Annotated in this window: 31 protein-coding genes; all 31 read right to left on the bottom strand. The window is 38.7% G+C overall.

Going from position 1 to position 20,058, the window contains the following annotated elements; all coding sequences use genetic code 11:
* Nucleotides 1-42 precede the first annotated feature (42 nt).
* On the bottom strand, nucleotides 43-960 hold the full coding sequence (locus MHH23_RS09005) for a phage minor head protein (RefSeq protein WP_340959363.1): 918 nt from the start codon (nucleotides 958-960) through the stop codon (nucleotides 43-45).
* On the bottom strand, nucleotides 957-2,486 hold the full coding sequence (locus MHH23_RS09000; RefSeq protein WP_340959362.1) for a phage portal protein: 1,530 nt from the start codon (nucleotides 2,484-2,486) through the stop codon (nucleotides 957-959). The genes MHH23_RS09005 and MHH23_RS09000 overlap by 4 nt, the downstream gene beginning before the upstream one ends.
* Nucleotides 2,483-3,787, bottom strand: coding sequence for a PBSX family phage terminase large subunit (locus MHH23_RS08995; RefSeq protein ID WP_340960138.1), 1,305 nt, complete (start codon nucleotides 3,785-3,787; stop codon nucleotides 2,483-2,485). The genes MHH23_RS09000 and MHH23_RS08995 overlap by 4 nt, the downstream gene beginning before the upstream one ends.
* An 8-nt stretch (nucleotides 3,788-3,795) precedes the next feature.
* Nucleotides 3,796-4,668, bottom strand: coding sequence for a phage terminase small subunit (gene terS, locus MHH23_RS08990; protein WP_340959361.1), 873 nt, complete (start codon nucleotides 4,666-4,668; stop codon nucleotides 3,796-3,798).
* A gap of 57 nt (nucleotides 4,669-4,725) precedes the next feature.
* On the bottom strand, nucleotides 4,726-5,292 hold the full coding sequence (locus tag MHH23_RS08985) for a hypothetical protein (RefSeq protein ID WP_129548410.1): 567 nt from the start codon (nucleotides 5,290-5,292) through the stop codon (nucleotides 4,726-4,728).
* Nucleotides 5,293-5,382: 90 nt separating this feature from the next.
* On the bottom strand, nucleotides 5,383-5,778 hold the full coding sequence (locus MHH23_RS08980; protein WP_340959359.1) for a hypothetical protein: 396 nt from the start codon (nucleotides 5,776-5,778) through the stop codon (nucleotides 5,383-5,385).
* Between the two features lie 128 nt (nucleotides 5,779-5,906).
* A complete protein-coding gene (locus MHH23_RS08975) occupies nucleotides 5,907-6,413 on the bottom strand; it encodes a hypothetical protein (RefSeq protein ID WP_340959357.1) in 507 nt (168 codons plus the stop codon).
* A 66-nt stretch (nucleotides 6,414-6,479) separates the two neighbouring features.
* A complete protein-coding gene (locus tag MHH23_RS08970) occupies nucleotides 6,480-6,824 on the bottom strand; it encodes a structural protein (RefSeq protein WP_340959355.1) in 345 nt (114 codons plus the stop codon).
* Nucleotides 6,825-6,914: 90 nt separating this feature from the next.
* Nucleotides 6,915-7,097, bottom strand: a complete 183-nt coding sequence (locus tag MHH23_RS08965) for a hypothetical protein (protein WP_008362098.1) — start codon at nucleotides 7,095-7,097, stop codon at nucleotides 6,915-6,917.
* Nucleotides 7,098-7,666: 569 nt separating this feature from the next.
* On the bottom strand, nucleotides 7,667-8,236 hold the full coding sequence (locus MHH23_RS08960) for a flavin reductase family protein (RefSeq protein ID WP_101677342.1): 570 nt from the start codon (nucleotides 8,234-8,236) through the stop codon (nucleotides 7,667-7,669).
* Between the two features lie 11 nt (nucleotides 8,237-8,247).
* Nucleotides 8,248-8,676 carry a MarR family winged helix-turn-helix transcriptional regulator gene (locus tag MHH23_RS08955; RefSeq protein ID WP_142374251.1) on the bottom strand — a complete coding sequence of 143 codons (429 nt, stop codon included), beginning with the start codon at nucleotides 8,674-8,676 and terminating at the stop codon, nucleotides 8,248-8,250.
* A gap of 219 nt (nucleotides 8,677-8,895) precedes the next feature.
* The gene (locus tag MHH23_RS08950) at nucleotides 8,896-9,369 is read right to left on the bottom strand and encodes an SMI1/KNR4 family protein (RefSeq protein WP_340959352.1); all 474 of its coding nucleotides are present in this window, start codon (nucleotides 9,367-9,369) and stop codon (nucleotides 8,896-8,898) included.
* Between the two features lie 23 nt (nucleotides 9,370-9,392).
* Nucleotides 9,393-10,361: an HNH endonuclease signature motif containing protein gene (locus MHH23_RS08945; RefSeq protein WP_180309199.1), complete on the bottom strand. Its 969-nt coding sequence runs from the start codon at nucleotides 10,359-10,361 to the stop codon at nucleotides 9,393-9,395.
* 100 nt (nucleotides 10,362-10,461) lie between these two features.
* The gene (locus tag MHH23_RS08940; protein ID WP_340959350.1) at nucleotides 10,462-10,845 is read right to left on the bottom strand and encodes an ArpU family phage packaging/lysis transcriptional regulator; all 384 of its coding nucleotides are present in this window, start codon (nucleotides 10,843-10,845) and stop codon (nucleotides 10,462-10,464) included.
* Between the two features lie 341 nt (nucleotides 10,846-11,186).
* Nucleotides 11,187-11,390, bottom strand: coding sequence for an XtrA/YqaO family protein (locus tag MHH23_RS08935; protein ID WP_340959349.1), 204 nt, complete (start codon nucleotides 11,388-11,390; stop codon nucleotides 11,187-11,189).
* Nucleotides 11,391-11,461: 71 nt separating this feature from the next.
* On the bottom strand, nucleotides 11,462-11,743 hold the full coding sequence (locus tag MHH23_RS08930; RefSeq protein WP_340959348.1) for a hypothetical protein: 282 nt from the start codon (nucleotides 11,741-11,743) through the stop codon (nucleotides 11,462-11,464).
* Between the two features lie 285 nt (nucleotides 11,744-12,028).
* Nucleotides 12,029-12,736, bottom strand: coding sequence for a hypothetical protein (locus MHH23_RS08925; RefSeq protein ID WP_340959346.1), 708 nt, complete (start codon nucleotides 12,734-12,736; stop codon nucleotides 12,029-12,031).
* 31 nt (nucleotides 12,737-12,767) lie between these two features.
* The gene (locus MHH23_RS08920) at nucleotides 12,768-13,148 is read right to left on the bottom strand and encodes a hypothetical protein (RefSeq protein ID WP_046343227.1); all 381 of its coding nucleotides are present in this window, start codon (nucleotides 13,146-13,148) and stop codon (nucleotides 12,768-12,770) included.
* Nucleotides 13,127-13,585: a RusA family crossover junction endodeoxyribonuclease gene (locus MHH23_RS08915; RefSeq protein WP_340959345.1), complete on the bottom strand. Its 459-nt coding sequence runs from the start codon at nucleotides 13,583-13,585 to the stop codon at nucleotides 13,127-13,129. The genes MHH23_RS08920 and MHH23_RS08915 overlap by 22 nt, the downstream gene beginning before the upstream one ends.
* A gap of 205 nt (nucleotides 13,586-13,790) precedes the next feature.
* Entirely contained in the window at nucleotides 13,791-15,083 is a 1,293-nt protein-coding gene (gene dnaB / locus MHH23_RS08910) for a replicative DNA helicase (protein ID WP_340959344.1), read from the bottom strand.
* Complete coding sequence (locus MHH23_RS08905) at nucleotides 15,055-15,342, bottom strand: replicative helicase loader/inhibitor (protein ID WP_095285472.1); 288 nt, start codon at nucleotides 15,340-15,342, stop codon at nucleotides 15,055-15,057. The genes dnaB and MHH23_RS08905 overlap by 29 nt, the downstream gene beginning before the upstream one ends.
* A 5-nt stretch (nucleotides 15,343-15,347) precedes the next feature.
* Nucleotides 15,348-16,208, bottom strand: coding sequence for a hypothetical protein (locus tag MHH23_RS08900; RefSeq protein WP_125586468.1), 861 nt, complete (start codon nucleotides 16,206-16,208; stop codon nucleotides 15,348-15,350).
* Nucleotides 16,209-16,421: 213 nt separating this feature from the next.
* Complete coding sequence (locus tag MHH23_RS08895) at nucleotides 16,422-17,222, bottom strand: PD-(D/E)XK nuclease-like domain-containing protein (RefSeq protein ID WP_125586472.1); 801 nt, start codon at nucleotides 17,220-17,222, stop codon at nucleotides 16,422-16,424.
* Nucleotides 17,182-18,093: a hypothetical protein gene (locus MHH23_RS08890; RefSeq protein ID WP_125586474.1), complete on the bottom strand. Its 912-nt coding sequence runs from the start codon at nucleotides 18,091-18,093 to the stop codon at nucleotides 17,182-17,184. Before MHH23_RS08890 ends, MHH23_RS08895 begins: the two co-directional genes overlap by 41 nt.
* A 107-nt stretch (nucleotides 18,094-18,200) precedes the next feature.
* A complete protein-coding gene (locus tag MHH23_RS08885; protein ID WP_025092875.1) occupies nucleotides 18,201-18,422 on the bottom strand; it encodes a YqaI family protein in 222 nt (73 codons plus the stop codon).
* Nucleotides 18,423-18,454: 32 nt separating this feature from the next.
* Entirely contained in the window at nucleotides 18,455-18,646 is a 192-nt protein-coding gene (locus MHH23_RS08880; protein ID WP_340959341.1) for a hypothetical protein, read from the bottom strand.
* 189 nt (nucleotides 18,647-18,835) lie between these two features.
* On the bottom strand, nucleotides 18,836-19,006 hold the full coding sequence (locus tag MHH23_RS08875) for a hypothetical protein (protein ID WP_155267116.1): 171 nt from the start codon (nucleotides 19,004-19,006) through the stop codon (nucleotides 18,836-18,838).
* Nucleotides 19,007-19,276 carry a hypothetical protein gene (locus MHH23_RS08870; RefSeq protein ID WP_340959339.1) on the bottom strand — a complete coding sequence of 90 codons (270 nt, stop codon included), beginning with the start codon at nucleotides 19,274-19,276 and terminating at the stop codon, nucleotides 19,007-19,009.
* 2 nt (nucleotides 19,277-19,278) lie between these two features.
* Nucleotides 19,279-19,521, bottom strand: coding sequence for a helix-turn-helix domain-containing protein (locus MHH23_RS08865; RefSeq protein ID WP_223251388.1), 243 nt, complete (start codon nucleotides 19,519-19,521; stop codon nucleotides 19,279-19,281).
* 87 nt (nucleotides 19,522-19,608) lie between these two features.
* Nucleotides 19,609-19,758 (bottom strand): hypothetical protein, encoded by a 150-nt coding sequence (locus MHH23_RS08860; protein WP_181185473.1) that lies wholly within the window; start codon nucleotides 19,756-19,758, stop codon nucleotides 19,609-19,611.
* Between the two features lie 16 nt (nucleotides 19,759-19,774).
* Nucleotides 19,775-19,993, bottom strand: a complete 219-nt coding sequence (locus tag MHH23_RS08855; protein WP_181891708.1) for a helix-turn-helix domain-containing protein — start codon at nucleotides 19,991-19,993, stop codon at nucleotides 19,775-19,777.
* Between the last annotated feature and the right edge of the window lie 65 nt (nucleotides 19,994-20,058).

The raw sequence follows: 20,058 nt of genomic DNA, 5'->3' as shown, positions 1-20,058 counted from the left end.
ATATTCCCCTCATTCCCAAAGTAATGAGGATATTATACTATTTCATTCCATGTTTTGTAAGACTCTCCTTCTAATCTCTTCTTTTTCCTCAGCTGACAATCCTAGAATAACAGGATCAACCACAGGACCCACCGCACAATGACAGTTCACACGCTCTTTAGGAGAAAGCTTGGTATCTCTCGGAAACATGCACCGCTCTCCGCTGCCTGGTATCTCGAATTTCTCATCCAAAGGAATGATTGTGCCGTCAAGCTGCACATGACTTTCTCTGGACTGATTCTTTTTCCCGCCGCTGTGCTTCCACTTCTTCCCCGTTACTGCCGGGGATTGGACATAGGATTCATGTTGAGCGACGGAAGAAGCGGTCAACACCTCTGTAATGGCTGTTACACGTGCACGTTTGCGACTGAATTCAGGAAGGTCCTTCAGCTCCAGTTCAATCTCCTGGATAGAGCGGCCTTCTTTTATGCCATCTTTCAGCGTTTGCTCAATGGCTGTATGAGTATTCAACTTCATCAGCTGCGCCAACTCTGTCGACCATGATTCAATCCACTGTTCAGTTTTCTCAGAAAGCACCTTGAATGGAATATCTGCATCGATGGAATGCATGATCTTCTCAGCCAACTGCGTGACGGTTAGCGTCAAAAATATGGCCGTTTCTTTTCCGAATAGCTCTGCAAATTCATCTGAAGTGAATAGATCATTATTAAAAAACGCTAGAATTGATTCTAAGGTGTCTGAATCGTCCTTGGATATAAAACCATTCAGTGCGTTCAAAAACATCCTACGTTGCAATCTGAACAATCTAGCGATGGTTTTCTCGTATTCGTCTACCAAAGAGGGAATGTCTTTCAGTTCAGGGAAATCTGCTACAGCTGCTTCAAGTTCTTTGACCTCATCTTCCTCCGCTTTTTGCACAAAGGTATTGATGTTTTTTATCAGCTGATCAATCTTACTCATTTGCGGATCTCCTCTAGTTCATCCCTAAGGTCTTTGAGGATCGATACCAATTCATTCTGAGAACCTGCTGACTTCTGAAAAACCGTATCAAGCAAGCTAGTTGATGCCTTTGGCTTTGCTTCGATTGGTCGGTGATACTCTTCCTCTGGCCATTCTTCAAGTGTCTTACCAAGAATACGGCCAGCCAGATCACGAAGGTCATTCGGTGAAACCGCTCCTGCTTGAATAAACGGTGTAAGAACCTTTGCAATTTCGAGCGGATCACGAAAATCAGGACCATTCAAAATGAGCCGCACATGCCAGAGATCGAGATCAGGAAGAAAGAGTGTATTGAGCTTGCCAGTGATGATCATTCTTTCCGGCTGAAATACCTGTTCCTCAGTCGTCTTACGAGCGGTGTCAGCTGTTGCCTTGTTATAATCCTGTGATTCGCCAGTGTAGATCGGCGGCAGACGGAAAGAAGAACGTATCTTGTTTCTCGTCTTCTCATCATATTCAAGGAATAGCGCATCCTCCTGAAGAATCTCGGCCAATGATTTTATTTCAACTTTCACAGGTGCAGGGTCTTCATCATTGCTTATTTCGTCCTTTTTCTTTTTAGGAATCCCTTCGACTTCAAGCAAAAGAAACTTATGAGCATTGTCTGAACCCTCGATGCCGTTCATGTATTCTTGCAGCTGCTGATAGGAAGACTCAGACAGCATTCCATTTTCCACTGTAATAGCTGCCGGCACATGACGACCTTGTTTAAAGTACAGATAGTTCAGCTCCTCAGCTTTGCGGGCTCCATACATATTGACGATGTTACCAATCCAACGAGGAACACCATATGTACCGCTGCCGATCTTGAAATGAATGACTTCGCTTGCTGCAAGTTCAGGTGGAGTTTCTTCGTTATACTCTCCAGTAGAAGAATTCATTGTTCTTGGATCGCCGTATTCCTTAAAGAAAACTTTTTTTGTGTTGACCTGTTGCACATACTTTCTGAACCGCTTCATTCTTTTGAGAGATTTGACTTGACCATGATCAGTATATTTAAAGTCAATCTCAACAGGATCGCCTATCTTACATATTCGCATGTGCTGAGCATCTAAATATTCGATCCCTGCTGGTTGCCCTGTACCATTACGTAACACTTCAAGAAAGCCATTCCCTGTCCGCTCCCGATCTTCTATCACATACCCTAGAACAACTTCGGCTGATTCATCATAGTTCATGTATCGCACAAGCTCCTCAAGCCTTGTCCATTCTTTTTCAGCAGCGGATTTCTTTGCTTCTGGTGCATTCTCAGCATTGAAGTCAAAAACGTATTCAATTCCCAAGCCGAAACCTAGAATATTGGTCTTATACGCATCAATGCACTGCTGAAGAATGGTAGAATACTCTGCTATTTGTTTGAGCTCTTTGATATTGTATGGTGGCTCGATCAATCCATCAGCCTCATAGTTAAAACTATCATCATGAATTTGTTTCGTAGTTTGAGAGATGTCTGCTTTAAACACAGTAGCTTTCACATGTTTTGTCATTGCCTTCTCATTGACCCCCTTTCTCTGTTCGGACGCTTACGCTCTTTAGGCTGCTCTTTTAGATCGGTGACCTCATAATCATCTAGCGCATACCAGATGGCTGAAAAGGTATGAGGATCAATCTTAAACTCGTCCTCTATGATATTGCCATTCTTGTCCGTCTTGTACGTGAGCGGCTGAAGCTCATAGATTGTGTTTTTGCATGAGTCGGAACAAATGATTTTCTTAAACCGCTTGATCTTCTTGGTGTACTGCAAGCGTGATCCTTGGAACTTATGAGCGGGCACCATGTTGTATCCCATCTTGCGGAAATATGCGATTGTCTTTTGTTCATTGTCTGCCTTGATCAGCTCTTTTGTTTCTATGAATTCTTTCAAATCCTCAACCGTGACATCATCAGTCTTGCCACGATTGTAATACTCCCAATAGATATATAGATACTTCTTCTCGTGATCTACAGCTAACCTAACAACAGCGTTATATGAATCAACGAAACCAAAGTCCATACCCGCTCTAAGCAAAGGCCGATTAATATTTGAGATGGCCAGCATCACATCTTCATGCGGCTGCACCTCGAATTGTGGCAGCACACGAATTCCGTTTATGCCAAAATGACCTTTTCTCGCAATTCGATAAAGGTCGGGATCATATTCTTTCAGTTCATCCAGCTGCTTAATATAGCTGACCGGAAGGAATAAGTTGTCTTCAGCTGTAGAATGATGATAGTACGTATCGTTGATAGCGATCGTTCGCTCTTTATATAACCTTTCATCATCCAGGATAAATCGGTTGTTCTGATCGTCCTTAAAAAAATGTCTGTACGTCCAATTATCTTGACCAACAGGGTTCGTTGATAGTATCATGTGCAAATTCAAAGTCGGGTGACGCAAACGACCAAGTAACTCCTTGAATCCCTCGTATTTAACCTCTGAACACTCTTCAATCCATATGATCGAGATGTTGTTGATTGACTTCAACTTGGCTGGTTTATCCAACCCTTTGAATATGATCCGGCTGCCGTTATGGAATTTCAGCATGAGCGGTGATGTCCGGCATTGAATGACATGATCAAGTCCAAGATCATTCACGATCTCTTCAAATAAAGAGAAAGTGGAATCTCTATGTGTGTCATAGACTTCACGAATCACAAGGGCTGTCCTCTTTTCATCTAGTAACTTTAAGATGAGTTTCAGCGCAATGTGATAGCTTTTAGATGATCCATAACCACCCACCAAGAACTGAAACTTCTGATCCCAGTCAAAAAGAAAATCCTCAAAATGTGGATTGACCTCTTTTTCCATCAGTTGCATCAGCCATCACCTTTTTTCTTCCGCTTAATTGTTATTTGTACAGAATCATCAACAGGTCGAGCGGTGATCCGCTCCAGCTCTGCCTCTCTCGTTCGGTTTGCAAGATCGAGACCACGAAGCCTCAATTCATGCTCTGACATAGTTTTCATAATGTCGTGTTTCTGCCTAATGGCTTTAAGACGCTTGTCTGTTACTCGCGTCAATGCTTCCTCTATTTCAAGGATGCGGTCAATTACAGGTAATTGAGTTTCTTCCACCTCAGTGACTACAAGACGTTCATTGATAATTGGAACGTATTTGACAACACCATTCTCAGTTGTCGAAGGTGCGACATCTTTTGTTTTTCTAAGTTGCTGAAGAACACGTCGCTGATTATCAGTTAAACCATTTTCATACTTCATGATCCTGTGCATCATGCGACGTTCTCGAATACTAAGCTCACGTATGGTCAATTCAATCTGATAGAGCGGATCGGTCTCAATCTGTTCAAAGAGCTCCTTTTCTGTGTCGTCCATATATTCAAACATGATTGATTCATATTCACCCGTACGCAAAGAATTTTTATTTCCTTTTGGAGCTGCGCCGCCCCTATTACCTTTAGCATTTTGGTTACCAATTGGCGCTTTACCACCTTTATTTCCTTTAGCGTTTTTGTTCCCTTTAGGTGCGCCGGAACGTAAAGGAGCGCTCCTATTTAATTTAGGAGCGCTCCCTTTGAATTTGTCTTCCCATTTATCGTTCGCTTTCCATTTACGGACTGTGCTGCTTGTCACACCCAACTCATCTGCAATGTCTTTAAGCAAGCGGGCTCCATCGCTATCTTTCCAAAGACGAAAAGCTTCATCTCTTCTTGGGTCACGCGGTCTAGCCATTACATATCACCCACCTCCGAGCTGCTCAATTAAGTTTGAGTTTGAATTATTTTTCTCTTATTTAATTTCTAATATTTGTTTTGTTTTTACTTCATCATAAACATCTAAGCAATCTTCCATCAAAGCCTTTACATTATAACGATATGAGGAATTCCATGCTCGAATAAAAAAATAAATAAAGAAGCCTACTAATACAATATTAAAAATCCACAATAATACTTTGATATTACCTTGATAGGGACCATACATACTCAAACTTTCAATAATCTCATTAATGTCCGAAGGCTCTATCTCCTTTTCAATCTTTTTTTCAAATAACTTTAAGGATACTTGACTAATGTTATTAACAGTATTATTCGTATAATTTATCCATACTGATGATATTAATGTAACCATGGAAGTTATTATGGTAAATGGTACAAGAAAAAATGGCTGATGATTATTGTCTTCATCGATGCTATTCTGCGCTGCTCTTAGCATCCTTTTAATTTCCAACTTACTATGATCAAAAACTATTTGCTTAATTTTTTCCTCTCTTTTCGCTAGAGTAAGCCATCTTATATTTCCGTATCTTTTTTTTATGTATTTTTTAAAATACTTGTGGTCTCCATATTTTGAAAACATAATTATTCACCCTATAATTATATCGACAGGAAAAAGGACTTTAGAATATATTGCAAAATTTGTCGAACAAAAAAAGCACCCCGTAGGATGCTATACTGTTTTGTAAATTTTTTTGATAGATTCAACGTAACGCTCTTCATGTGCTGCATTACAATCATCTGATAGAAATTCAATTTCTCGACCATTTTCAAAAGTGATTGTAAGAGAAGCTTTTCTTAATCCGCTATATTCTAATTTCTTTCCAACAATTTTATTATTAGAGAATTCGATAGTATTATGTTCCCCTTCTATTTTAAGAACGACTAATTCTTCCGGATCCAAGAAGATATAGTGTTCAGCATTTTCAGGATCGAAGGGACTTTTCGAATAAATAAACTTGATCTTATCCATGTTGATAAATTCATCAATTAATATTTCTAGTTTCTCATAATGTAAATGAGATGCTGAATCGGTTACATACATTTTAAAATGTTCTTTCATTTCCATTTTTTCACCTCCCACCTTTATATCGACAGGACAGGAGGATTTGAAATTATTTTGGAAACTTTGTCGAACGAAAAAGCGACCTTCGCAATAGAAGCCGCTCTCAAACCGTCAAAAAAACACCTTATCTCCTAAGGTGTTCGATACTTGTTTGTTAATTTTACGAAACGTCTTTTGCTTTCCTTTTCAGATATTTCATCTAAGCACTCTAGTAGCAATGTTTTATATCTGCTCGCTTTTTTTAGCTTTATTGAATGAGTTATAGATTGATAACCCCAAACTATAATAGCAATATAAAAGGTCATTAATATAATCATTGGGGCTGCTCCTTCTGCTCCTTCCGCATCTGACAAACTGAGACCATAATTTATTGTACTACCTAATATTACAGCCAAAATTGTAAAAAAAGCAGTAGTAAAATGACTTAAAGATTTATGAGTATCGAGCCCTTCTTCAAGCCTCTTCAAAAGCATGTTGATTTTTTCACTACTATGATACTTCTTAACTTTCTCTTTGAATGCTGTTTGTTCATTAATATTTGCTTTATGTATATTCTTCCCAAAGCGCAGCAAATACATTGGCACGTCTTTAATCTGACCAAATAGCATTAGTTCTTCATGTTCATTAGATTCGTTCAAAAGAATCACCTCCTAAACTTATATCGGAGGTGATTTGGAAATTTTCAGGTGTTCAGTGAATTGGTTCTATTTAACGTAAAATTCTTTTGTATAGAATGTACCAACTGTTTCAACATGGTTGCCATTTTTGTCATAGCGCTCTACATCCACCTTGAATCGATACGTACCTTTTTTGTTACCTAGTGATTCCTTGATATCGAATTCATCGTACTGTTTCTCTGCTGGGTTAAGCGGGTTAGGTGAATTCGTTTTGATTCTAACCCATTTCCCTTCAACTTTTCGTTGAGGAATAAGGTTTGGCCCACAAATGTAATCATTGTGATTCTGAATCGCAACAACCACAACCTTGTCCTTTCCTAAAATATGATTCGCTTTTTTTGAATTAGCAGATACACCAAACTTTGATGCCATGCTCATCATCTCCCTTTTTATATTTTTGCGCTCCTATCCCTCACCAAAGCACCTGCAGCCATACACCCAAAAGACGACTGTTCCCAAAATTTATCGTTTTCTTCGGACCCGGCCGCCTTGTCGTTGGTATGTTTCGCGTCTCGTTCCCATGATTTCTTCCCAATCTCGCTTTGTTATCGGATCAGCATTGCTCTTCTTCTTTCGATTAGAACCAGGAGCAATGCGCTTTAATTGCTTCGTTGTTTCTACTGATAAAGAATCTCTGATCTTCATGTTCATACTCTCCTTGCCGAATAAGCACCACCTTACGCTATTCGCTTAAATAATTTTGCAATGATGACTACACTCCGAGAGGACGCCAAGTACAGTCAATCATCAAGTAAAATGAAAAACTGTCCTCGATACGGCCGCCGCAGACCAGCTGCTATCCAGGCTCAGAATGTCCCTCTCGTATGGCCACATTCCTCAACACCTTTGTTCCGTATCCAGATACGCCATTGATAAGGGAAAGACGCGTCTCCCAATAAAAAAGCGGACACCAATCAAGGCACTTATAGTGCTCAATGATCAGCGTCCGCAGGTTCTTCCTTCTGGACAAAATATTCACATTCGTTTTGCTTGTCTCTATCATACGATGATCCACTTAGGAAAAAAGGTCCCCTTTTTATCGGCTTTTTCTCGGTTTTTTCTCGGCTTAAAGCCCAATAAAAAAACCTTAAAAGGCATAAAGCCAATCAAGGTTTAAAACATTCTCTAGATACTACTTATTAATTCATCTACAGATTCACTAAACATGTCAGTATCTTCATTTTAATTTCAATTAATAAGTCTTTAATATTTTTTTACTTGTTCTTCTTAAGATACAGTCCATCCTCAAAAGCATCTCCTACTTTTTCTCCTATTTTATGATAATTTCTGCTCCCCCGATCAAATACAAGGGGACTGAATTTATCCAGATTGACTCTACCTTTCTCATTTAGTATATCTTCCTCAACACTGATGTTCACGATTTCAGCAATCATGCGCCATTCTTTTTCATCATAACTTTTCACTTTACACTCTAACGCAAATGGAAGTTCCTCAATCAGTGGTGCATCAACAAAGTCCGCCTTAACTGCATGAAATCCAGCTCTTTCAAATTTATCTGGAACCTCATTTCCAGTTTCATTTCCAAGATAATCACACGCCTCAAGAAAAGACGCATCTGACATGCTTACGGTAAATGCACCATGCAGCATGATATTCTTTAACGTCTTTCGTTCTGAACTAATGCAGATTGAAATTTCATTTTCATTACTAATACCGCCCCATGTAGAAGCCATGGCATTCGGAATTCCATTTTCGTCATACGCTGCAATAATAAAAACTGGTTGTGGTAACACGTAAGATTTTGCTCCAATATTTTTTCTCATCATCTAACTCCTCACTCATTTTTCATAGCTTTCCTAAATGCTTGTTCATATAGTTCCATAATATAAAGAAGTTCATCCTGCTGACTGTCAGATAATTGCTCCATTGCCGTATTTTCAGCATTATGTATATGCTGAATCATTGGCTCTACATATTTTTTTCCTTTTTCAGTAAACAGAATTCGCTTTGATTTGCTATTGTTAGGCATATCTCCCAATTCGAGATAACCCTGCTCTGATAGCTTCTTAATTACATTATTCACTGTCTGCTTTGGAAGCATTGATCTCTCACAAATAACTTTCTGTGTACATACCTCATACTGACTAATAAGATTCAAAACAAATAATGTCGTATAGGAAATCCCGACAGATCTGGCATAGTAATCATAGATCATTTCTAAATCTTGCCGTATACTGCAAAAACGCTTTGCTTTCTCGTTCAACAATTTTATCACATCGCCTCTCTCAGTCTCATAATGGGACTATTCTACATAATAGTTCTATCTATGTCAACAAAAAAACATACATCCATTAATGCACTTAAAGTGCTCAATGATCAGCGTCCTCAGGTTTCTTTCTGAACAAAATAAAATATTCATGATTGCTTTATCTCGGCAATGCAAATAAAAAAAGTGCCCATAAACATGGACACTTTGGTTCTACTATTCCCAAAACGCATCGCCTTCAGAATTAATATACTTCTGAAGAAAAGTTTCAAAATCTACATCAAGCAACCTATATTCTAAACCATCTTCAAATAGATAAAGGTTGGAATTTCCCTTATTTAGCATCAAGTAGCACCCTTCAAAAAGAGCAGCAATAGCTGTTCCATCAACCTGATCAAAAAAATCATTAGACAACTCGGATTCGATTTCTTCTAAACTGAAAACGTGTAATCCTCCACCCACCTTGTTCCCAAAAACTATGTCTTCAAATATTCTTGCGCCATTATGTAGACATAAAAACTCTTTGAGATCGTCAGGCAATGTATGATGTTTCTTTTCAAATTGTTTTATATTTTCTTGATCGGCTGGGGCATTGAAGGTACAGCACTTTTCATAGACTTCACCGTCTACCGAGAATTTGATGATGTTTTTCTCATCTAATTGATTTTCAAGTTTTTCTAATATCTGCACGATCCTACTCAATCTTTCACCTTCTATCTATATCCTCTCCACCAAGGAGAAACCTCTTGTTGATGCAGTGTTCTTGTGAGTGCATATAAATTACCCATTTTATTATCTCCACCATATTCTAAAGGAATAACATGGTGAATGTCTAAACCAGACCAATCCCATTTAGGATCGCCGTATTTGCCAATATACCATCTGATATATTTATTACGGATGTCCTTATCTCTCTTAACCCTATCTTCAGGCTTATACCATTTCATATTTGCTTTTGTTGGTGCCGGCAATGATTTACCACTATGACTATTATGAATTTGAGGATATTGATAAGCATTTTTATTAACTAAATACGTTTCAGTAGTACTCTGTTTAGTACCTGGGGCACTTCCAACCCAACCGGCTGTCAGTATATCGGATTTGTACACAAATTTCGTTTTCACCATTTTATACGTTTTAGATGCTGTAGCACCAACTTTTATCTGAGAACCCGTAAATTCTTTTGTATAAGTTGAAATTGCGTTATATTTCCCCGCATAATCATCTCCTACAAATAGAGTGCTACCTACAATTACAATAACCGGCTTCGCTTTGCCTATCATGCTACGAATTGTAGAACTATGAGTAATTGACTTTTTCGATTGATCTAACTTAAACAATGTATCAATGACGATTGTGTTTGCGACTTTAGTATTTGCGTCTGGAGTCTTATTATTATTCTTATTCTTGGTGGATGGTTGAAGCACTACGGTGTCACCCTGTGGCATATTTCTTTGAGGTGGATCATGAGGTTGGTTTTTAAATTGTTGTCTTGCTTGATCAATAATATCAGATTTACTCTGTATTTCTTTTGCATGTCCCTTTTCGTCAACTTCCAGTACATGTGTCTCTTTGTATGTTGTGATACCATCCTTTGATTGACTAGCTTCAGCATCACTTGTCCATAACCATGCCGTCAACAGAAAAACCATAAAGAAAATCGAATAAGCAAATTTCTTCATTCTGATACTCCTTTTCCAAATTATTTACAACAAATCCAATATACAATATATGTATCTATTTATAAATGATCCTAAAATACCATATATACAAAAACAGCACTCATATGATTCCGAGTGCTGTTGAAAGGTTAAACGTCGCTTGCTTCTTCAATTTATAATACCGGTCTTTCTTCAGACCCAGTTCTTCACACACCTCCAAATCCTTCACCACACGTGATGTCAGGTATTTCATACGGATGATATCTTGTTCAATTTCATCTAGGCTGTTTTCAAGCGCTCTTTCTATCTGACGGACCTTCAGTTCATTTAAAACTTCCTGGTTCCTAAGAGAAGGGAAAAGGCCTGTTGCACCATTTGCCTCCTGTTCCTTTCTGTTTTCCTCCTTCACCTTCAGGGCCCTATAGACCTTCAGCTCCTTGATCAGAGCATTCCGGACTTGTTTCTCATCGATACCTGGCAGTAAGGACAATTGTTCAGCTATCAACTCTCACACCTCTTAATAACTATAAGATTTGGAAATTTGAAAACAAATGGAAATAATGATATTCTTATTCTATTAAATCAAACACTGAAGGCGGCATCTCCGCAGTTGCGATACCCACTATGGAATTGATTATTTTACTGTTCACATTATTTATTATGAATTTCATGAATGGGGCTGATAATATGGAAAATCATTTTTATTCTTTTGTAGAGAAATTCACTACACTGTTCGATTTCCTTAAAACATCTATCATAGTAGGTGTCGCCTTGAGCGTTTGATTACCTTGACTCATTTCCTCTATATCAAAACCTCTACAACTAATACTCAAAGAAGCATCTCTTTTATTTAAATTTAAACGAACTGTTGTAATTTAAATTTGTGAATTGACCATCACGTGTCATAATCTCAGTTTTACCGTACATTGGGGTTTCAGCCAACACCACATTGTTGGAATGGCCATCTAAGATAATGACTTTCACTTCTCCTTTGGTCATAAAGCTATCAATGGAGATGTTTGAGTCCGTAAGTTTGTATGGATTATTCATGCACAAGACCTCCTATGTTATAATAAATTGTGCAGATTCAATAGAACTGGGGCCTTGTGCTTTGGTTCTTTTTATTTGCACTGAAGAGCTTGCAAATCACGCACATATGCTTCAAATAGATGCTTGTCCTTTATGTCTAAGGACAAGTTAATAAGATCCTTTAAGCCAGCTTCAGTGATCGTTACATCCAAGTTTTTAGCCCAATGTTTAGGAACAGCCGTAGACTTTCCTTTAAGCGGCTTCACTAAAAGTTCATCTTCAGAGATTTTCACAACGTAACCAGATATATGAAACATTCTGCGATTAACTTCACCCAAAGCTTCTACCCAATCGCCTTCTACAATCTGTTTCATTTCCTAAAGCTCCTTCCACATTTAGTGCAGATTGGACCATTAAAAACCCGCGTATTAAATTCCAGCCAATAACCACGCTGCACTGAAACTATGTTTCTACACTTAAAGCAAAAGAAGTGCTTATGTTTGAAGAAAAACTTGATTTTATTAATCATCTGACAAGTCTCCATCCTTTCCTGATCCGACTTTGCAGTTCATATTTTTTAAGTGGTTCATAGAGGTGGACGTGTTGTCCATCCTCTTCGCGATAAAGCAAGAACCACCGTTTTGAGCGTTTACGTGCCATTACGCAATCACTTTGATTTTCTTCTTATTAATCTCTTCTTGCAGTGTTTGTACTAAGTATTTTCTAATATATTCCATTGCCTTTAGTTTCCACGCACCACCATCTGCTTCAAAAAGGGCACAAGCAGGACCGCTCTGCATACGAAAAACAAAATTTGATTCTGGCTGTTTTACTTCAACAAACGTTCTAAATGGAGCCAAAACTACTGGGTTAGGTACTTGAACATTTGCTACTGAAGCGGGACCTGCTTTTGCGACAACTTGTTGAGATACACCATCATCACCAATTGTTTGCACCGCTTCCTCTTTAATATTTCCAACAACTTTCAGCATGATGTCCCTGTCCTCATTCTGCACAAAAACCGATTGAAGCTTGATGTTAAATGTTTCAGGATCATAGAAACTATCAAACCTGAATGAAGGTATCATTGCTTCAGCTTTAATAAAAACCTTTCTTTCAGCATCTCGGTTTAATTGAGAATACACAGTTATTGATGTTGGAGATTCTACATGTACCATTAGCTGTCCTGGCTCATCAAAATTAGACTGTAGATATTCCACTAAACCAGACAAAGAATGTACATGAATTGTATTTGGGATAGGTTCCTTAATTCTTGATAATGTTTCAGTTGAATAAACTACATCCTCAACTTTCCAAATCTTTGTATTAGCTAATCCTGTAATATATTGAAGTGCTTCTTTAATCATTTTTCATTCCTCCAGTACTTATTTTTAATAATTAATTTGATTTCTTTTGTTGGTAATTGATGATTTTTTGGCCATCATGTTCTGCTATATCACCCGCATCATCAATGTATGTTTGACCTAGAATTCCAGATTTGAGTTCAGCTCCCGTGACATTCCCCTGCAAGTCGGTGTCCATAAATAATTTCGCTTCTACTTCTCTTCCTGGAGCAAGTTGAGATTTTGCTACTACGTTTGTAAAGACAACATCTCGGCTTTCATCTCCATAAAGAGCTACTTGGATAGTTAGTTTTCTTTTTGCTTTTGGATCTGTATTTGGATCAGCAATATTTTCTAAAATACGCTGAAGTTCAATATTGAATTGTTCTTTCAATGCACCTTCTGCAAAAGAATTTAGATTAATGTTTGTTGACATAACTTTTCCTCCTCATGGGTTGGTGTGAGAGTTGAGACTTCGACTTCGATTCTCGGTGAGCTGCTATAGAATTTGCTTACATGTAAATCAACAATCTGGCTATCATCCTGCCAAATGACTTTATTCAGGCCATCTTTTATCCCTTTGATGTAGTTATCAACATCCGGCTTCTTAGCTGGTCTCAACTCGCCTTTTTCGGCTGCTGCTGCTTTTTTCTTGCTGAAGCTTTTTAATGTAGATTTATAGACTTTCACTTTCAATTCAAGCGGACCTGTAAGAAGTTGATCAGGTCGGTGATCGCTCGCAGCCAACTTAACGTATTGCTTGAAGTCTCGTGACTTCTTGGGGTCGTATAACCTTGTCATTCCATTCATATGGGTAGCTCTTGGGCGTCCCTGTGCAACCGGCTCTCCGTAGACGGTGAATGCTATCTTCATTCAGATGCCTCCATCCTCGCGTTATATGTTAACACCCTACTACCACGTTGACTCTTCAGAGAAATGACAAGCATTTCAAGTTCATAGAGTGATAAATTTTCAGGGTTCTTGTCCAAACTAGCTAAATATCCTATACGAGTTAATTCGTTTAAAAGGTACTCACGACGCTGTTTGCTATTAATATTTGACATGTTCATCCTCCGTATCATAAAGCGGCTTCCATTTGCCGCGACAAGTTTACAAACCTTCCGTACTCTTTCATAAAAGCAGCATTTATTGTCCCAACTTCACCATTTCGCTGTTTAGCAAAGATGATTTCAACTATGTTTTTCTGTTCACTATCTTTGTTGTAATAATCATCACGATAGAGGAACGTAACGATATCAGCGTCTTGTTCAATGCTTCCTGAATCACGCAGATCAGACATCATTGGACGTTTATCTTGCCGCTGTTCAACTCCACGTGAGAGCTGTGATAGCAAAATGATTGGGACATTAAAGCTTCTCGCCATATTCTTCAGCTCTTTGGTGATGGCACCAACCTCATAGTTTTTGCTCTCAAACTTACCGATTGGGGTAATGAGCTGAAGATAATCAATGATCACTAAATGATCTTGATCAGGATGATCCTTTTTCGTTTTACGGATTTGGGACCTGATGTCTGCGACTGTTTGAGTGGGCTGATCATGGATGTAGATGTCTAATTTTTCGTATTCACCCATAGCTTTGTTGGCTCTGTCATAATCTTGATCGCTAAAGTACTTTTTTGGATTCCTCCACTTTGTGCCTTCAATTCTTCCAAGGCTGCTTAACATTCGATGAGTTAACTGAGTATCTGACATTTCGAGCGAGAAAATATCAGTTACTCCACCCTTTAGCGCGTTGTTACATCCTAGGTTAAGAGCGAAAGCAGTCTTTCCCATCGATGGACGAGCAGCCACGATTATCAAATCGCTTTTTTGCCAACCACCTGTCATAGCATTCAGGTCCGCAAGACCAGTGTCGACTCCTGTAAGATCACCATGATCTTCTTCCATGCTCATAAAAATCTCGGTTAATACATCCATTTTCGTGCGAGTCTCTTTTACACCAACCTCTTGAGCTTCAATTGTTTTTTGATAAAGCTCAGTGATGCCCTCATCAGTAGGAGAACTAGCAAATGCTAAAGCAGCACTTTGCAAATCTCTGAGTCTAAAAGCCTCGTAGATTAATGTTTCATAGGTCTCGAAAGCATGTTTTGAGGGAACAGTACTTGCAAGATTGGTTAAGTATTCAAAGCCTCCAATTGAATCTAAAAGGTCTCCCATAGATGCAGCTGTATTGGCCAATTCAACAGGCTTGCCAAGCTTGTCCACTTCCCTCATCGCTTCGAAAATCCGTTTATGCCGTTCTTCAGCAAAATGTCTGGGCTCTAGTGCTGTTTCTTTAATCAGATCACCTTCAAGGATGATACAACCTAATAAAAACTGTTCAGCTTCTACGTTTCGCAAATTTTGCATTTTGTTCCCACGCTTTCTGTTTCGCTAAGAATTCATTTTGCTCTGGTTGTTTGATTTTGATTTCTGCGATAGCAGGTGGGAATCTCTTTTCAGCAATGTGCTGGTCGATCTTTTTCAAAACCTGTTCATAGGGTTGATCCTTTAAGTGGTCAAGCCAGAGTTTAATTCTTTCTTTTCCGATCGCGTCTGTAGTGAGTTCAAACCTTGGATAGGCAGCTGCAATCCTTGTTAGGATAGACATTGCTTGCTCTTGATTCATGCTCATCAACCTCCTCCAAATTTAATCCCATTTTCTTTTGCGTATTGAGCTAGAGCGTCTAAATTACTTTGTCTATGCTGCTTTGGTTTAAATTCAGAAACATTGTTTATAAGTGGCTGAGCTTGGTACTGCTGTGCATGCCAACGATCAAGAATCGCTGATTCAAGGTATACAAAAGATTTAATACTGTCTGCTCTATGCTTTGGTTGATATTGATCGAATACCTCGTCGATCCACTTCAATATGACTTCAAGTGGTATACGCTCCTTGAGAATCCTTTCAATGGCAGCTGAATCTTTTGGTGTTAACATCAACCCACCTTTTCGCGATAAGTACTTTTCTTCGATCTGGTGGAAAGGAGTTAAATCATTTTCTACTGAGGCTCTCTTTTCTTCTTCCTCTTCTTCTTTAATTCTTAAATTCTTTAATTCTTGATATAGTTCCGACTTCGTACCGCTTTCGTTCCGTCTTCGTTCTGCGATAGGTTCTTCTTCCGTTCTGGGTTCTGTTTCGTGATCACTCGAAAACTCTTGATATGACTCGTATTTCACAATGGTGAATAGTGTTCCTAGTTCCGTTTCGCTAACAGTGATGATGTTGTTCGTAACAAGTTTCTTAATTGAACGCATAATTGTACTTTTAGACAGCTTTTTTAGCCCTCTTCCTTCTTTATAAGCGAGGTCCTCACATAGTTTTGAGTACGATCTTATGTACTGGCCCTTATTTAAAACAACTCCATTCATTTTGAAGCCATCTTGATGACTTGCTCTCATAACTAATAAAGTGAACAGTCTAAAGGTAGTCACGTCATTCCATAATTCGTGTTCTAATATTTTTCGATGCAGTTTTACCCATCCAGTAGACAAATAACTTCCTCCTCTCCAACATCATCAATTAAGGCATTTTAATCTCACATAGAGCGTACATTCCACTGATCCTAATAAAAGTAAGACCTGGCTCATTTCTTTGGATATAACCCTTCACATACGCTCTAAATAAAGCAGCTTGATTACGACTTGATTTAGATAAAGACAGGTACACAAACGGAATAGGAACTTTAATGATTAGCTTCTCCCTCACTAGCTGTTCACCAGTTCGGAAAAATGGATAATGCGGTTAAGACGATTTGTAGATCGACAATACTTACACTTTTCACATCTTCTCGGTCTTTCTCCGCCATGCTTAACCTGAACGATCCGCTCCATGTTTTTTTCTATATCTTCTAACTCAATTTCCATCCTTGACTCATCAATATTGATAACTGCTTTATCTGGTGGATCTTCTTTTGATATGGCCACAATCAAAGGCTCTAACCAATTACTACGTCCTGCTTCCTGTCTTTCTATTTCCGCATAGAGAGCCATTTGAGCAATATATCCATAGGCTTCTACAAATGAACAATAGCCAAGCTCTTGATCCCATATTCTTTCCCTGAGAGAACGAGTTGTTTTAAGATCAGCAAAGCGACCACCTGCAGGGTTGAACACATCGAGTTTTCCTTTCCAAGGCACTCCGAACAGTTCGCCTGTGATAATTACTTCTTTATCTCCTTGAAGAACAAACATGCACAAGTCGTCATTCTGTATAGCTTCAATCATGAGATCAGCCAATTGATACTGTTTATACAATTGACCCTTTTGTGTAAATAGAGCAGGTGTGTTCATCTTAAATTCATCAAAGGCCTGCTCTCCTTCAAGCCAGGCATGAACATATTGACCAAAGAGTAGAGCTTCAGAGGACGGCGGCTGCCATTCACCGTTGAGTTTTGCCATTGTAGCCGCCTCACACTCTAAGAAACTCTTATATTGAGAATTTGACATATAAACTTGATCGATCTCGTTAGAGTAATAATTCTCCTTGTTGATTGTCGGAATCATCATTTGCTGGCTCACCAGCCTTTACATCACTCTCTTTTTGTTCCTGCTGCTTTAGAAACTCTTCTTCGATTTTTGATTTTGTAGCACCTGAAACTTTGACGTTGAAATAATCCTCTTTCTTTGCCATACCATCACGAAGAGAAGTGTAGATGCGTCCTATTTTGAGATAATCTTGCTCAGTAAAGGCATCTAATTTGCTACCGACATATTCCTCGACCATTTCCTTCGTAACACCAAAATCAGTTTTAAATGTTGTTAATGCTTTTCTTAACCGGTCTTCTAAAGGCTCTTTATGACCACTAATCAGCGTTCTTTGACACATATCAACTGCAGCATCAACAATGTCTCCTGGAATCACTCCAAGAATGCAGGCACGAACTCGACGTGCCCCTTGGTTTGCAACCAGTTCATAAATATCTCTTGGATCATTAAGCTTTGTAATGGCGCCTTTTGCTTTTCGTTCATGCTTTACCGTAAATATTTTGGTCTGACGAGTATTGGTTTCAAGATCCCACGCATAAGCCATAACAGAAGATTCTCCTGCTTTTTGTTCAAGTTCCATGATTCCGTAATCAATGTTTCCCCAATTCTGTGCCAGAGCTTCAGCCAGACGAATAGAAGGACCTGATACCTTTGTTCCACCTCGTGGATATTCGTAGACAGCATTCTCAGCTAATAGCCTACGCTCACACGCTTTCTTGATTCGTTCAAAAGCAGCATATACGTCTCGCGGAAACTTCTTTGCTATGACCATAGCTGCTTGTACTTCCTGTGCCTGCCGACTAACCATAGCTTCTGTTGTTACTGACGTTCCCGCTGATGGCTGTGAAGCTGCCATATAGTTTGAGTAATCAACATTTGACAATCCATTCATATAAGAAACCCCCATTGAATTTAGGTGACAACCTGCTTATAATAGTGGTTGACACCTTATTCTGTGTCTGGTTATTTAGATGAGTTCACTTGTGGGAGTGAGCTCTTTTATTTTGCTGTTTTAAACTCAAAATCAAGCTCCTCTGCAAGATAGCGTTCTAGATTTTCTCGCAAGATCAGTTCACCCGAATTTTTATCCTCAACATAGTCATCTTCTAACAAAATTTCTGACCCATAAAAATCAATTCCAAAGTGTTCTTCTTGCCTCACCATATCTTTTGGATAGCCATATCTATTAATCTCTGTGATGATCGGATGCTCAATATTCATCTTTTTCCCTCCTCTTCTGTTTGGTGTAAGCATCAAATAATCTCTAATTTTGAGCGGATCGCATCTGCCTTTAGCTGTTGAAATTTCTCAAAGGCTTGTTTATCAGGAAATTGGAACATTGGCTTACCTTTGTTAGTCATCACAATTGATCCATTCACTTGTGATAGATAGAACTGATCAGACTGTCTCTCACTGAAAGGTTTAATAACTGGTTTAGTTCTCAAGACTTCTTTCCTCCTTAACACATTATTTGATGCTTATTCGCATCGTCCGACCGCGGATGGAGCATGATTTGAGGGGGTAGGTGTGCACTGACCCATCCGCAAGCCGGACGACAAGAATAAGCCTTGTCGTGATCTCTAAATAACGCTATAATGAGATCGATCATTTTGTTATTCATGGTTTGAAATGATTTAAGCAGTAAGTGTCGGAGCTTGCTGCTTTTTTCTGTTTTCTATTTCCGTTCTGATCTGTAATTCCAGAGCGGCTAATAAAATGAGCCCTTCCTCTGTATGACGCATCTGACATTGTTTCACGATATCTTTCGCCTTCATTAAGCGACTTGCTGTGAACAAATACTTCAACTAGATCAATCCTCTCAATCTATTTTTTAGTGATTTTGGATATTTGATTTTTGTAACCCTCGCAGCCTGTTTTAATAAATGAACCTTGGCTTGGCTTTCGTAACGCTGAATTTGGTTTAATGATTTAGCAATATCTTTGTGAGCTGCTAATGCCTTATTTATATCAGCACTCTCTAATGCTTTCATTAATCTTTTTTGTAGTTGTTCAATACAGATCATTTCAGCTGTTATCCCTTCATGATCAATACTCTTGAAAATCGCTTTTCTCATCTTCATCCTCCAAACAAAGCCATGATGGCTGTAATCTGCTGAGTGACTGCAAGTGGATCGACACCACATAAGGTTGCGATCATGGCTTCTTTTGCATTTGTCGCCTCCATCCACCGTACATATGTAGGAACATCAAGCATCTTTTGATCGTTCTCAAATTTTGATATGCAGCTCCTTGAGCGACTTAACAATTCAGCCAGCTTCTCTTGGGACATCCCAGCTCTTTTCCTTGCTTGTCGGAGCACTACCCCCAACCTCAACTTCCTCACCCCCTTTGTTCTGGTTAAGAACTTTTTCCAAGTTAGAACAGCTAGAAAATTTTTAAATGGGTATCATGATGAAGAAGCGACTAATTCTTTCTTTTCTCTTTCAACTTTTTCTTGATGCTCTTTCATTCGTTTAATTAAGATTCCGCTTAGATACTTATAAGCTCTGGCTTCTGCTTGATGAAATAGAGGGCCTTTTGTGACGGTTATTTTCAATTTGATACACCTCTCTTTATTTTTGTACTCTTTCGCTACAATCGACTGTAAAAAAATATGTCCAATCACAACCTATAATTTTACTGATCCTTTTCGCTACACCGACACTAGGACTTCTAGAACCTAGCTCAATTTGAGAGTAATAAGCTCTTTTTATACCTGCAGCTGTTGCAATTTCTTCTTGTGTTTTACCGATTTCTTTACGTTTTTTAGAGAGCCATTTTCTCTTCTGCAAACTAACACCTCCTTTTGTAGCGTTTAGCTACTATAAATCACATAATACAGTAGCATTTTGATACA

It is taken from the genome of Bacillus sp. FSL K6-3458 (genome assembly GCF_038005045.1).
Classification (GTDB): Bacteria; Bacillota; Bacilli; order Bacillales; family Bacillaceae; genus Bacillus; species Bacillus altitudinis.
This window is presented reverse-complemented; position numbering and strand designations above follow the sequence as displayed.